The 12,966-nt window shown below is 62.7% G+C and carries 11 protein-coding genes; 7 read left to right on the top strand and 4 right to left on the bottom strand.

Annotation, left to right across the window (positions count from 1 at the left end; genetic code table 11):
* Positions 1–36: 36 nt before the first annotated feature.
* From CRI93_RS02635 to CRI93_RS02625, 3 genes are all read right to left on the bottom strand, one after another.
* Positions 37–1,182, bottom strand: coding sequence for a cysteine desulfurase family protein (locus CRI93_RS02635; RefSeq protein ID WP_098061070.1), 1,146 nt, complete (start codon positions 1,180–1,182; stop codon positions 37–39).
* 320 nt (positions 1,183–1,502) lie between these two features.
* A complete protein-coding gene (locus tag CRI93_RS02630) occupies positions 1,503–2,267 on the bottom strand; it encodes an acyl-[acyl-carrier-protein] thioesterase (protein WP_176521638.1) in 765 nt (254 codons plus the stop codon).
* A gap of 7 nt (positions 2,268–2,274) precedes the next feature.
* Entirely contained in the window at positions 2,275–2,823 is a 549-nt protein-coding gene (locus CRI93_RS02625) for a macro domain-containing protein (protein WP_098061068.1), read from the bottom strand.
* 201 nt (positions 2,824–3,024) lie between these two features.
* Between CRI93_RS02625 and CRI93_RS02620 the strand changes: the two genes are divergently transcribed.
* The 7 genes from CRI93_RS02620 to CRI93_RS02590 all read left to right on the top strand — a co-directional run bounded on the left by CRI93_RS02620 (position 3,025) and on the right by CRI93_RS02590 (position 10,856).
* On the top strand, positions 3,025–3,849 hold the full coding sequence (locus tag CRI93_RS02620; RefSeq protein WP_098061067.1) for a class I SAM-dependent methyltransferase: 825 nt from the start codon (positions 3,025–3,027) through the stop codon (positions 3,847–3,849).
* A gap of 365 nt (positions 3,850–4,214) precedes the next feature.
* A complete protein-coding gene (locus CRI93_RS02615) occupies positions 4,215–5,132 on the top strand; it encodes a universal stress protein (RefSeq protein WP_098061066.1) in 918 nt (305 codons plus the stop codon).
* 80 nt (positions 5,133–5,212) lie between these two features.
* The gene (locus CRI93_RS02610) at positions 5,213–6,319 is read left to right on the top strand and encodes a sensor histidine kinase (RefSeq protein ID WP_098061065.1); all 1,107 of its coding nucleotides are present in this window, start codon (positions 5,213–5,215) and stop codon (positions 6,317–6,319) included.
* Between the two features lie 72 nt (positions 6,320–6,391).
* Entirely contained in the window at positions 6,392–7,969 is a 1,578-nt protein-coding gene (locus CRI93_RS02605) for an SLC13 family permease (protein ID WP_176521637.1), read from the top strand.
* A gap of 149 nt (positions 7,970–8,118) precedes the next feature.
* Positions 8,119–8,526 carry a CBS domain-containing protein gene (locus CRI93_RS02600; protein WP_098061063.1) on the top strand — a complete coding sequence of 136 codons (408 nt, stop codon included), beginning with the start codon at positions 8,119–8,121 and terminating at the stop codon, positions 8,524–8,526.
* 18 nt (positions 8,527–8,544) lie between these two features.
* Complete coding sequence (locus tag CRI93_RS02595; RefSeq protein ID WP_245850272.1) at positions 8,545–9,711, top strand: DUF2914 domain-containing protein; 1,167 nt, start codon at positions 8,545–8,547, stop codon at positions 9,709–9,711.
* A gap of 179 nt (positions 9,712–9,890) precedes the next feature.
* A complete protein-coding gene (locus CRI93_RS02590; protein ID WP_098061062.1) occupies positions 9,891–10,856 on the top strand; it encodes a metal ABC transporter substrate-binding protein in 966 nt (321 codons plus the stop codon).
* A gap of 18 nt (positions 10,857–10,874) precedes the next feature.
* On the opposite strand, the gene CRI93_RS02585 is transcribed toward CRI93_RS02590, so the two are convergent.
* Positions 10,875–12,677 (bottom strand): ABC transporter ATP-binding protein, encoded by a 1,803-nt coding sequence (locus CRI93_RS02585; protein WP_098061061.1) that lies wholly within the window; start codon positions 12,675–12,677, stop codon positions 10,875–10,877.
* Positions 12,678–12,966: the final 289 nt, after the last annotated feature.

The raw sequence follows: 12,966 nt of genomic DNA, 5'->3' as shown, positions 1-12,966 counted from the left end.
GATTCGGAGTTGGTTCGCAAGAACAGATGGTCTAAGCTACGCCGGGTGCGCCGACCGGGCCAGCGGACGCGCTTGCTCCAGTGCATCGACGGCGTATAGCAGGTCGTCCTCGGTCGTGGCGCGTCCGGCACTGAAGCGGAGTGAGGCGTGCGCTTCCTCGGGCGAGTGGCCCATAGCGCGCAGCACGTGGCTGGGTTTGGGGTCAGTGCTGGCACAGGCGCTTCCGGTAGCGCACGACACGGTGCGCAGGGCCTGTACCAGCCGTTCGGCGTTGGTGCCAGGCAATGTGACGTTCGTCGTCTGCGGGAGCCGCTCCGCTTCGCCTCCATTAATACGGATGTCTGGAAAACGCGTTTGCAGGGCGGATTCGAAGGTGGCCTGCAGCGTGCGCCAGCGCTCGGCATCCTGGGGCTGACGCTCGGCTGCAAGTTCGGCAGCCGCTCCAAATCCAACTACCGCAGGTACGTTGAGCGTGCCGCCGCGCAGCCCGCGCTCTTGTCCGCCACCATCGATGAAGCGGGGGCACTGCACGCCCGCCCGTCGATAGAGCACGCCAACGCCTTTGGGTCCGTACAGCTTGTGCGCCGAGCCCACGAGCAGGTCAGCGTGCTGCACATCCACCGGAAGTTTGCCCAGCGCTTGCGTGGCATCGGTCAGGAACAGCGCGCGGTGGTTGCGCACGATATCGTAGCAGTCGGCTACAGGATGCCGCACGCCGGTTTCGTTGTTCGCGTGCATCACAGCTGCCAGCACCGTGTCGTCGGTGAGCGCATCAGCCAGCGTGTTGGGGTCGAGGCGGCCTTCTGCGTCTACCGGGCAGTAGGTGACGCGCGCGGTGCCCTGCTGCTCCAGCGCCTGGCACGATTCGAGCACGGCTTTGTGCTCGGTGGCTACCGTCACGATGTGCGGACGGTCGACCGTGCTATGCTGCGCGATGCCCTTGATGGCCATGTTGAGCGCCTCGGTGGCCCCGCTGGTAAAGGTGAGGCGCTCGGGCTCGGTATCCAGCAGCGCAGCCACCTGCTCGCGGGCTACATCCACGGCGCTTTCGGCGCGCCAGCCGTGCGAGTGGCCGCTGGCGGCGTTGCCGTAGTGCGTAGTAAAGTACGGCTTCATGCGGTCGAACACGCGGTCGGCAACCGGCGTGGTGGCGTTGTAGTCGAGATAGACCGAGCGCGGCATGGCACAGAGGGATGCATCGGGGGAAGCATGCACCACTGTAAACTGCCGGGCGCGCAGGTGGGTTTCTCGGAGCGATGGGCTCCTCTTCGCTTCTGATCCCGGGCTAAGGAAAGGCGCGATGCGGAGAACGCTTCTGATCCCGGGCTAAGGAAAGGCGCGATGCGGAGAACGCTTCTGCCAGCCCGAACCCGACCCCCGCTTCCCCTTGTCGCATGGCACAAAAAGCATGACCCTTCGGGCCCCTCTGCCCGGTTGCACGCTGGAAATAGCGAATAGCTCGGTCAGCAGGCGTCTCCGGTGCACCCTCGCCGAAGCGGCCCCTACCGCACGGCCCACCGTGTTTCGGCCAGGGCGAGCGTGGTGTCGTCGTCGGCGTGGTAGAGATGATGCACCACGCGGAGCGGCGCATGCTCGGGGCCGCCGGCAAACACCGTAGCGGTGGCCGCTACGGGCGTGTTGGCGGTGGTTTCGGATTTGAAGTGCAGCGTCAGTCCGCGTGCGGCATGCGCATCCAGCCAGCCAATGGGTAGCGTCTCCAGCGCCCACGCCACGTAGCGCGCGTTGTTGACGTGGCGGTTCAGGTCCAGGTCATGAAAGCGAACGCGAAAGCGGCGCGTGTAGTCGGGCTGCGCAGGCACCTCCACCTCGGGGATGTCGGCGCTGAGCGCAGGCGGACGGTCGGGCCACGTAAGTTCGGACAGCACCTGCGGCGGACGCGCAGGGCGGCGGCGTGTTTGGTCGAACACGACCCAGGTGCTGGTGGCTCGGCCAACGGCCTCTGCATCCACCCGAAACAGAAACTCGCGCTGCGCGAAGGGGCCCGAAAGGCCCGACGGCCATGTCTCAATGGTCAGCGTATCGCGCCAGGTGGGCAGGCGATCGAGCTCCACCTGAAGGCGGGCCAGCACCCACGACTGGTTCTGCGCCAGCAGATCGGTCTGCGACACGCCGAGCTGGGTGGCGTGCGCACCGGCGGCGTCTTGCAAGTGGGCGCAGAGCGCAGGCAATGAGAGCGTACCGTGCAGCGTGGCATCGCGGGGCTGGAGCGGTGCGTGGGCCGTGTATGCCGAAACAGAGGCGTTCATGTGCGGGCTATCCCATGAGAGGATCGTCGCGGAGCTCGGCGAGCATGTCTTCGAAGATCGACATCGCCTTTGCATCAAACAGAACGAACCGTACCAGCTCGATGTGCTCCAGGATGGGCGCGTTCGTGAGCATGGTGCCGAGCGCAGCGTGGGCGGCTGGGCGCATCGGGTAGCCAAATGCCCCGGTAGAGATGGCTGGAAAAGCAATCGAGGAAACCTCGTGCTCCTCGGCCAGGTCGAGCGCGTTCTCGTATCCCGACCGCAAGAGGGCCGCCGCAGGCTCGTCGCGCCCGTACACCGGACCCAGCACGTGAATGACGTAGTCGTTGGGCAGGTCGAACGCCTCGGTGCACACCGCCTCGCCAGGCTGAATGGGGGCCAGCGGCTTGCAGGCTTCGGCGAGCTTGGGTCCTGCCGCACGGTGAATAGCCCCGGCCACGCCGCCGCCCGAGCGCAACTGTGCATTGGCTGCATTGACGACGGCTTCCACATCCGGCTGGTTGGCAATGTCGCCTTGCACCAGTTCAATGCGTATTTTGTCCAGCGTAACGTCCATAAACAGAGAGAAGCAGAAAGCAAGTACACGCAACAGGGCGAATCAAGCGCATCCGCGTTGGTTCCTTGATCGTACCCGTGCAGCATTTCTTGGGGAGGCATAGCAGACCGCTTGCTCCCTACATTGGCACAAACCCCGATGCGCATCGTTCGGCCTTGCGTACCCCCTTTATCGTATTGTTTGTCGTCGCCTCCCCCCTGCATGGATTACGACCCGATCAAAGACCGCCTGGGCCAGTGGATGAGCCGCCATCCGTGGCTGCAACGCCTGTTCTACGGCGTGTTGAACCTGCTTTTTCTGCGCGCCTGGTACGTGCGCCGCACCGTGCGCCGCCTGCTGGCGTCACTTCCTGAAACGCGCCCGGTGCGCGTGCTCGATGCCGGTACGGGCTTCGGGCAGTACGCTTATTTCATGGCACGGGCCTTTCGGAACGTACACGTGGATGCGGTGGACATCAAGCCCGACTATCTGCGCCGCGCCCAGCACTTTGCCGACCAGACCTCGGTGGGGCCGCAGATCAGCTGGATCCAGGACGACCTGACCGACCTGCAGGTGAGCGGGCCGTACGACCTGATCCTGTCGGTGGATGTGATGGAGCATATCAAAGACGACGAGGGCGTGTTTCAGCACTTCGAGCGCGTGTTGCGTCCGGGTGGATACGTAGTTATCAACACGCCCTCGGATCAGGGCGGCTCCGACGTACAAGCCGACACCGACGACAGCTTCATCGGCGAGCATGTGCGCGATGGGTACAACATGGACGCGCTGTGCGAAAAGCTGCAGCGCGCCGGACTTACGCCGGTTGAGCAGACGTACACCTATGGTCCGTACGGCTCCACCGCGTGGCGCTGGCTCATCAAGCGGCCCATGCAGATGCTGGGCGCCACCTGGGCGGCGCTGCTCCTCTTGCCGCTCTACTACCTGATGGTGCTGCCCGTGGGCCTGTGGCTCAACGCCCGCGATGTAGCGCATGACAACGACACCGGCACCGGCGTACTCGTGGTAGCACAGAAGCCCGCGCAGTAGTAAGGGCACGGCTTGCCGCAAGAAAGATTCTCGGGCAAGAGTTTAACGCTACCAGCAGCCTGAACCCAGGTGGTCGTCGGAGACTGGCGGGGCGAACGGGGGACCGTTCGCCCCAGAAAAGGTTTTTATCAGGGAAGATGCTATTATGCGTTCATCGAGCCGCCGTGTAGGGAAATCCCGCACGCGCTACGCCCCAATTCGCCTGAAGGCAGAGATCGGAGGCTGTAGACTGGACACCGTGCGCGCCGATGCGTATGTTTATCCACGCATAGCGTCTTCACGGTCGATACACATCGACTCCCAACGATGTCAGACAGACGCTACGGCAACTCGCATACCTTCTGGCTGATCTGCTTCGGGCTGTTATGATCAACGATCTCCTTGTTGCACGCGATTTCTCAACCTCCTCCGACCGTGCCCTGCATGCCGCTTTTGCATGGGCCCGTCCCATCGGCTCAACCGTGCATCTTCTGGCGATTCAGGTAACGAACGACAACCCGTTTGAGCCCGCTGAGCAGCGCTCGGGTCCGTTGGAGCGGCTGCGCGAGCAACTAAAAGACCGTACCCACAGCGACATGGCGCAGTCGGGTTACGATCCGGGCAGCGTGTCGGTTAAACACGAGGTGCAGCGCGGTGAGGCTGCCGGACCGGCCATCGTGCGCTATGCCGAGCGCGCTGAAATCGACCTGATTATGATGGGCACCACAGGGCGCCGGGGCGTGCGCCGGGCCATGCTGGGCAGCGTGGCCGAAGAAGTCGTACGCACCGCGCCGTGTCCGGTATGTACCGTGCGCGCTACCGCCGAGAGCAAGCCTCCCACCGTACCCGAGCGCGTAGTAATTCCGATTGACTTCTCGGAGCCGTCGCGGCAGGCGCTGGCGTACGGGTTGCAGTTAGCAGAGCGGGTGGAGGCTGAAGCGGTTGTGGTGCATGCCATTGAGGAGCCCTCGGCACCGCTCGTGTACGGCATTGAGGTTGGTGAAACGACGCAAAGTGCAAGTAGCGAGTCCCTCAAGCGCCGCGTATACCGCGCGCTGGGTGAGTGGATCGAGCAGGCGACGGTTGATCTGAACAACCCACCTTCTGTCGATATGAAGGTGCACAGCGGTGGGCCTGCTTCCGTGATTTGCGAAGCGGCCCCTGCCCCTCACGATCTGGTTGTGATGGCCACCGAGGGCCGCACTGGTATGGAGCGTATGGTGCTGGGCAGCGTGGCCGAGTCGGTCCTTCGGAAAGCAGTAGGGCCCGTAATTACCGCACGCTCTTTCGCCAACGTGCTATAGGTGCTACTCGGAAATGGGGCCTCACAGTGCATTCAGAAGGCCTGCGCTTGGTTTATCCGTCTCACAGTGTTTAACGTGCTATGGCTTCGGCTTCCTCCTCCCATGCCGATGCACTTCGCATTTACAGCGCGCTCTCGCAGCTGCCCGCACCCCGCTCCTACACAGGCAAGATCTTTCTTGTCGCGTTTCTGGGCACGCACATTCCACTGCTTACAGCGGTCGGGTACACGGCGCTGTCGAGCCTAACGTGGCAGCAGGCAGGGCCCATCCTGCAGGTTACGCTCGGGGCTACGCTCATAGGCACGGGCTGCACGCTCTGGGTGCTACACCGACTGCTTGCGCCCCTTCGCTGTACGGCCGAGGCCATGCAGCACTACGTAGACACCCACGACCCGCCCGACCTGCCCACGCACTTCAACGACCGCGCCGGGCAACTGATGCATAACACGCAGCGCACGCTTACCAAGCTGAGCACGCTGCTGGCCTTCAAGGATCGCATGCTCGGCATTGTCTCCCACGATGCGCGCGGCCCTGCCTCGTCGGTCCTGATGGCGGTAGACGTTATTTCTAAGCAGTTGGATACCGAGCAGCCCAACATGGACTACGTGCGTAGCCTCACCGAGCAGGTGGAGCACACGGTCGAGTACCAGCTCGATGTGTTCCAGTCCATGCTCGACATGGCCCGCTATGGCGAAGGAAAAATCACCCTGCACAAAGAAACCGACCGGGCCGACGCCGTCATGCAGCGGGTGGGCCAGAACTTGCACATGCTGGCTCACAACCGCAACCATGACCTCACTGTGCGCGCTGAGCCGCCTGATCTGGAACTGCACACCGACATTGGTAAGCTGGAGCAGATCCTGAATAATTTAGGCACGAATGCGCTCAAGTACACGCCCCCCGGTGGCACGGTAGAACTTGCAATGCGCACCACCAAAGACGCCATTGTCTTTGCTGTGTCGGATACAGGGCCGGGCATCTCAGAAGAACTGCGCGATGAGCTGTTCGACGCCTATCGCGCCGACGCCGGTCCCGGAACTGACTCGGTAGGGCTGGGCCTGTGGATCTGCAAGACCTTTACCGAGGCACTGGGCGGTGCCATCGACGTAGCCGATACCTCCAGCAATGGCACGACCTTCGTGGTGCAATTTCCGCGCGATGTCTTGGAGGCTTCCGCCGTGTCCTAACAGACGTAGCTCAGTGCAGACTACAGTGCCTCGATACTGTCTATGCTGCCCCCGCCCAACGCTCCCGCTCCTATGCCTGCTGACTCCGATCCTGAGCACGACGCCACGTCTGAGCGTAGAGCACGGCGTGAATCGCGGGCCCGTCGTGAAGTCGAAGCCCTGCTGCATGCCACCGAGAGGCAGCTGCGCCGGGTGTGGAGCCGGTCGTCGGTACGCGCCGAGATTGCCTGGCATCGCACGCGGCGTCGCATCCGGCATGTGCCCCCTCCGCTTCGCTCCAAAAACGTGCTTATTGTACTGGGTGCGCTGCTGGTTGCGGTAGGCATTGTCGTGGCAACGGCCCCCGTGCTACCGCGCGAAACGGCGCTCATGGCGGGCATCTTTGCGGCAGCCGCACTGCTCTGGGCCACCGAGGCCCTCCCGCTCTTTGCCACCGGGCTGCTTATCATCGGACTCGAAATCATTCTGCTTGCCAATCCGGGAGCATGGCCGGGACTCGGGTTCACAGGCGGGGCTGGACCCTCGTACGAGGTGTTTCTGGCGCCGCTGGCTGATCCGATCATTGTGCTCTTCCTGGGTGGATTCATCATGGCCCGTGCGGCCGTCAAGGAAAATGTGGACCGCGCGCTGGCACGCCTCATCCTGGGAGGCTTCGGCACGCAGCCCCGGCACGTTATGATGGGGCTCATGCTCATCACCGCACTCTTTTCCATGTGGATGAGTAACACGGCTGCCACCGCTATGATGATCACCCTCGTAATGCCCATCATCGCCGACGTCGATACGTCCGATCCGTTGCGCATAGGCTTGGTGCTGGCCGTGCCGTTTGCAGCCAACATCGGCGGGATGAGCACGCCCATTTCCTCGCCGCCCAACGCCGTGGCCATTGGCTTTCTGAACAGCGCAGGCTACTCGATTTCGTTCTTAGAGTGGATGCTGGTGGCGGTGCCGCTGGCTGCAGGATTGCTGCTGCTGTCGTGGGCCGTGCTGTACTGGATGTATCCGCCCCGCCAAGACGACATCGACCTGCCGACCTCCAATGTCTCACTGGGTACGCGCGGGCTGTTCGTACTTGGCGTGATGGGCGTAACGATTGCGCTGTGGTGCACCGATAGCCTGCATGGGCTGCCCACCGCCGTGGTGGCATTGCTTCCGGTCGTTGCGTTTACCACTACGGGCGTACTCACACAGGCCGACTTCGACAGTCTGGAGTGGAATATTCTCTTTCTCATTGCGGGGGGGATTGCACTTGGCGTAGGCATGCAGCAGACAGGTCTCGATGAAGTGCTTATTGGCATTGTGCCTGGGCGCGGGCCGTTTGTGATTGGGGCGTTGGCACTTGCTACCGTGCTCATCAGTACGCTCATGTCGAACACCGCTGCGGCTAACTTGCTCGTTCCCGTGGGCGTTGCTCTGGCAACTGGATCCGCCGGGGCCCTGAGCCCCGTGCAGGTGGCGATAAGCATTGCGCTGGCTGCCTCTGTATCAATGGCGCTGCCCGTAAGCACGCCGCCCAACGCGATTGCCTATGCCAGCGGCGTATGTAACACGCGCGACTTCGTGCGGGCGGGCCTGCTCATTGGGGCCGTGGCCGTACTGCTCATCGTAGCGCTTGGAGGACCGATCATTGCGTTTTGGATACCGGCATAACCGAGCAGCGTCTGCATAGAAACCACCCGCGCTTGCACAAATTCAGACGAAAGTCCCACGGCCTATGAACTTGCCATTTTTGTAATGCATAGATTGAAAACACTGCTCCTCCGCTCGTATTCCTGATCGCTTACCACCCGTACAAGCTTATGGAATCTGTATCTGCTCTCATGACGCGCGACGTCATCAGCGTTCATCCTGATACCCCTCTGCTCGAAGTGCAGAACCTGCTCAAGCAGCACGGCTTTCGGCACCTCGTGGTAGTGGACGATGACGGGGCGCTCTCGGGCGTGCTCTCCAACCGCGACGTGCTCAAGGCGCTGAGTCCATTTCTCAACACAAGCGCCGAAACGCAGCGCGACGTGCGCACGCTCGCCCAGCCCGCACGCGAGCTCATGAACAAGACGCCTCACACCGTAACGCCCGATACACCCGCCCAAGAAGCCGCATCTGTACTGCTGGATGGTGCGATCTCGGCACTCCCCGTGGTCGAGGGTGACGAGCTGGTTGGCATCATCACCACGAAAGACCTGCTGCGCTACTACACTGCCGCATAGCCTGGGCCGCCTGCTTGTATGGAGTTCTCGTCTACTGCCGATGGGCCCTGGGCCGCGTGGGCCAATCGTCTGGAGCGCAACCGCCACTACCGGTGGATGCGCCGCCTCTACATGCGCTATGCCGACATAGCCCCCGCCGTGTTCTTTGGTGGCGGTGTGTTTTGGGATGCCATGACCCTGCGCCGCATCGACCATACCGTTGACAACCTCATTCTGGGCGCCTACCTGGTACTGCTGGGCGGATGCATTGTGCTGGCGGCCCTCCGCATGGTGCAGCGCCTGCCTGCACAGCCGCTGCTTGAAACCATCGGGCCGTTCTCGGTGTCGGGGGTGCAGTTCTTTATGGGCGGATTGTTCAGCGCGTATGTGGTCTACTTTACGCGTAGCGCCTCGCTCACCGCATCGGCGGTGTTTCTGGTGATTCTGGTGGGGGTGCTGGTCGCCAACGAGTTTATCTGGCGCGACTCGATCAACCTGGTCCTCATGCTGGGGCTGTATTTCCTCGCCACGTTCTGCTTCTTTACGTTTTTCCTGCCCATCGTTGTGGGGAGCATGAGCTACGCGTTGTTCGTGGCCGGGGGACTGCTCAGCCTGGCGCTGGTTGGGGGGCTGGCGATGCTGCTGGATCGGTGGGGCGCCTTCGAATCCACCCAGCAGCTTGCGCGCACGTTTGCGGCCATGGGGGCGCTCCTCGTGGCTATGAACATCGCATACGTGCAGAACTGGATTCCGCCGGTCCCGCTCTCTATGCAGGCAGGCAACGTGTATCACAACGTAGAGGTAACCCCCGACGGCTACAAACTGACCTACGAAACGCCTCCGTGGACGCGCTTCTGGCGCCGTAGTAGCACCCCCTTTGCCTATGCCGAAGGCGATAGTGTCTATTTCTTTGCCGCAATCTTTGCGCCTACCGCCCTCGAAACCGGCGTTGTGCATCACTGGCAACGCCGCTCGCTAAGCGATGACACCCCCACCTGGCAAACGACTGATCGCATTCCGTACACGGTGCAGGGCGGACGCATGCGGGGGTATCGTGGCTACACGTTTAAGAGCAACATCACACCCGGCGAGTGGCGCATCGACGTAAAAACAACGGGCGGACGCATGCTGGGGCGTGTGCACTTCGAGGTCGTGGCCGCCTCCAACGCAGACGAGCGTACGTTTCAGACCCGTCTCTATGAGTAGGTGCGCTGGCAGAAAATAAGATCGGTGACAGCACTGGACAGCTTCTTGGACAAGGGTTCACGTACCGGTGTCAACATTATACACACCTGGTATGTAGCCGTGGCGGAGTTGATGCCGAGGGTCCGCTTTGGGCCGCCTCGCCTGCATCTCGTAAGAGCACGCACCAGACCTCGTTCTGAATGACACGCACTTGGTGGATCGCGTATGTTGTAGCAAGCGTGTGGATGATGGGGTTGGTGGCGGGATGCGAGAACGAGCCGGATTCGGCAGCATCCCGCGCTACTACGCAGCCGCATTACGTGGTCACGCTGCCCGTCCTGGCGTCCATTGTTGCGCCGGTTGCCGAGGGCCGCGCTACCACACGCACGGTGCTTAGCGCAGGCGACTCGCCACACACGTTCGAGCCGCGCCCGTCGACGGTGCGGGCAGTGCGCCAGAGCCAGGCGCTCTTCTACGGTGCCGATGTGCTCGACGGCTGGGCAGCCAACATGCAGGCCCCGCGCTCGCATGCGCTTCTCGATCTGGTGCCCCCGCAGTACGTGCATACGTTCCCGCAAGACCGCCACGCTTCGGAATCCACGCGTGCATCGGGGGCCGACACGACGCATGATGACACAGCGCACAACCACAGCACAGGCACGCTCGATCCCCACTTCTGGCTCGACCCGCAGGCCGTGCGCGCGCTGGTGCCGCCTTTGGCCGATACGCTCTGCACCGCTGATCCAGAAGGTTGCAACACCTACCAGTCGAACGCCGAGGCCCTTACGGACTCGCTCCAGGCGTTGCACCACGAACTGGAGGAGATGCTCGCGCCAGTACAGGATCGTCCGTTTATGGCCTCGCAGCCGTTTCTGCACTACTTCGTGCGGCGCTATGGACTGTCGCAGGTCGCTGTGGTTGAGACCAGCCCCGCGCACGAGCCGTCGGCGCGGCGCATCCACCAGCTTACGCAGCGTGCGCAGGCCGCCAATGTGCGCGCGATAGTGTATCAGCGCCAGCTTCCGGCCACGGCAGCACAGGCGGTGGCCGAGGGCGCCGGGCTGCCCATGGTAGCGCTGGATCCGCTGGGCGGAGCGGACATCGACACCTACATGGCGCTCATGCGGCACAACGCCCGCATGCTCCGTGACGCGCTGGCTGAGTAGCACTAACTACGAACGCATTCAGGGGGATGCGGAAGCGTCGGAGCCTTCCCGAAACTGCAGGTCGGCCAGACGCTGGTAGAGGCCCGGCTGGGTGCGCAACTCGTCGTGGGTGCCGTCTTGCACCAGGCGGCCGTCGTCAAGCACCAAGATGCGGTCAGCATCTTGCACCGTGGCCAGGCGATGCGCAATCACGAAGGTGGTGCGCGATTCCATGAGCCGCGTAAGCGCGTCTTGCACTTCGGCTTCCGACTCCGCATCCAGCGCCGACGTGGCTTCGTCGAGCAGCAGAATGCGCGCATCGCGCAGCAGCGCCCGGGCAATGGCAATGCGCTGTCGTTGGCCACCGCTCAGCTTCACCCCGCGCTCGCCCACGGCGGCCTCGTATCCGTCATCGAGGGCCGCGATGAACCCGTGAGCATTGGCGGCGCGGGCGGCGTCTTCAATCGCAGCATCTGACGCGTCGAGGTTGCCGTAGCAGATGTTGGCGCGAATGGTGTCGTTAAAGAGGTGCACATCCTGCGAAACCACCGCAAGCTGTTCGCGCAGGCTCTGCCGCGTCACGGAGCGAATATCCGTCGCATCCACCCGAATGGAACCGGACTGCGGGTCGTAGAAGCGCGGGATGAGGCTCATAAGCGTGGTCTTGCCCGCTCCGCTGGGACCTACGAGCGCTACGGTCTGGCCGGCAGGCACGGCGAATGACAGGTCGTGCAGTACAGGCGTGCCAGGGTCATAGGCAAACGTGACGTGGTCGAACGCAACCGCTCCGTTAATCGGGGGAAGCGCAGGCATGCCGCTCGGATCGGTGTCGGTGGCGGGCTCGTCGAGCAGTTGGAAGATGCGCTCGGAGGCACCTGCGGCGCTGTTGAGGGTGCTGTACAGGCGCGAGAGTCCGCCCACGCTGCGGGCAATGTTGAACGCATAGAAGATGAACGCAACGAGATCGCCGGTCGTTAGGCGTCCGGCCAGCACTTCGAGGCCGCCGTACCAGAAGATGGCCACAAGCGCGCCAAAGAACAGGAACCCAACCAAGGCCGAGAACAGCGCGGAGGCCCACACCTTGCGGTGCGCCGTGTCGAAAAGGCGCTCCACGGCCTCATGGTAGCGGCTCGTTTCGTAGGCACTGCGCGCGAAGCCCTTCACGGTGCGAATGCCTGCAATCGACTCCTCGGCAATGGCGGTGGTGTCGGCCAGTTCATCCTGGAGCGTGCGCGCCAGGCGGCGAATCCATCGCCCAAACCCGATGGCGGCGGCGGTCACGACGGGCACCACCACGAAGATGATGAGACTCAGCCGCCAGTTCAGCACAATCATGAGCGCAACCGAGCCCACGAGCGAGAGCACCTGCGTAAACGACTCGGCGAGGGCCTGCGTGACGGCATCGCGAACCGAACTGACGTCGTTGGTGAGGCGCGAGGTGAGATCGCCCGTGCGGCGATTGGCAAAGAAGCGGAGCGACTGCCCGTGCAGGTGAGCGTAGAGCCGCTTGCGCAGATCCGTAACGACGCGCTCGCCGGTCCACTCCAGTCCGTACCGGCCCAGAAAGCTGAACAGGGCTTGCAGTACAAACAGCACCAGCAGGCCCAGCGTGAGGCGGTCGAGCAGGGCGCGGTTGGCGGTTTCAAAGACCGCGTTCAGCAGTTCGCGTAGTCCCAGGGGCACCACCAGTGCAACCATCGCACCCAATGCCGTAGCTAACACCGCCCCACCAAGCCGCCAGCGATACGGCCAGGCCAGCCGCAGAATGCGGCGGACGGTCGTCCACAGCCGGGTCGGAAGCGCTGAAGAGGACGAAGAAGGGAACGAAGAATCATCAGCCATGCAGCAAGAGGTAAATAAGGGATTCGGCAGAAACGAACCACGATCAATAGATACGCGGTTTCAGAAAGCCGCGTTCAAGAGAGAGACAAAGAAATACAATCGTGGCATGTTCTATGCGCATACATAAAGAATAGGGCTCTCTCAGTGAAGAGAGGGTCCGCGCACAGTACATGACAAAACTCAGGCGGGTCTTAACAAAACAGAACGGGCCTATCCTCCAGCGGTACAGGTCGTGAGACAAACCATGACCTGTGCTGAAGAATAGACCCGTCTGCCTATGCCTTACGTG

Origin of the sequence: Longimonas halophila, assembly GCF_002554705.1 — a bacterium.
GTDB classification, from domain to species: Bacteria; Bacteroidota; Rhodothermia; order Rhodothermales; family Salinibacteraceae; genus Longimonas; species Longimonas halophila.
Note: the sequence above shows the minus strand (reverse complement) of the source record. Positions and strands in the feature narration are given on the sequence as shown.

Excerpts from the sequence above, each read along its gene's own strand:
- CRI93_RS02615 (WP_098061066.1), top strand. The coding sequence starts at position 4,215 with ATGATCAACGATCTCCTTGTTGCACGCGATTTCTCAACCTCCTCCGAC.
- CRI93_RS02595 (WP_245850272.1), top strand. The coding sequence starts at position 8,545 with ATGGAGTTCTCGTCTACTGCCGATGGGCCCTGGGCCGCGTGGGCCAAT.
- CRI93_RS02625 (WP_098061068.1), bottom strand. The coding sequence starts at position 2,823 with ATGGACGTTACGCTGGACAAAATACGCATTGAACTGGTGCAAGGCGAC.
- CRI93_RS02635 (WP_098061070.1), bottom strand. The coding sequence starts at position 1,182 with ATGCCGCGCTCGGTCTATCTCGACTACAACGCCACCACGCCGGTTGCC.
- CRI93_RS02600 (WP_098061063.1), top strand. The coding sequence starts at position 8,119 with ATGGAATCTGTATCTGCTCTCATGACGCGCGACGTCATCAGCGTTCAT.
- CRI93_RS02610 (WP_098061065.1), top strand. The coding sequence starts at position 5,213 with ATGGCTTCGGCTTCCTCCTCCCATGCCGATGCACTTCGCATTTACAGC.
- CRI93_RS02590 (WP_098061062.1), top strand. The coding sequence starts at position 9,891 with ATGACACGCACTTGGTGGATCGCGTATGTTGTAGCAAGCGTGTGGATG.
- CRI93_RS02605 (WP_176521637.1), top strand. The coding sequence starts at position 6,392 with ATGCCTGCTGACTCCGATCCTGAGCACGACGCCACGTCTGAGCGTAGA.
- CRI93_RS02630 (WP_176521638.1), bottom strand. The coding sequence starts at position 2,267 with ATGAACGCCTCTGTTTCGGCATACACGGCCCACGCACCGCTCCAGCCC.
- CRI93_RS02620 (WP_098061067.1), top strand. The coding sequence starts at position 3,025 with ATGGATTACGACCCGATCAAAGACCGCCTGGGCCAGTGGATGAGCCGC.
- CRI93_RS02585 (WP_098061061.1), bottom strand. The coding sequence starts at position 12,677 with ATGGCTGATGATTCTTCGTTCCCTTCTTCGTCCTCTTCAGCGCTTCCG.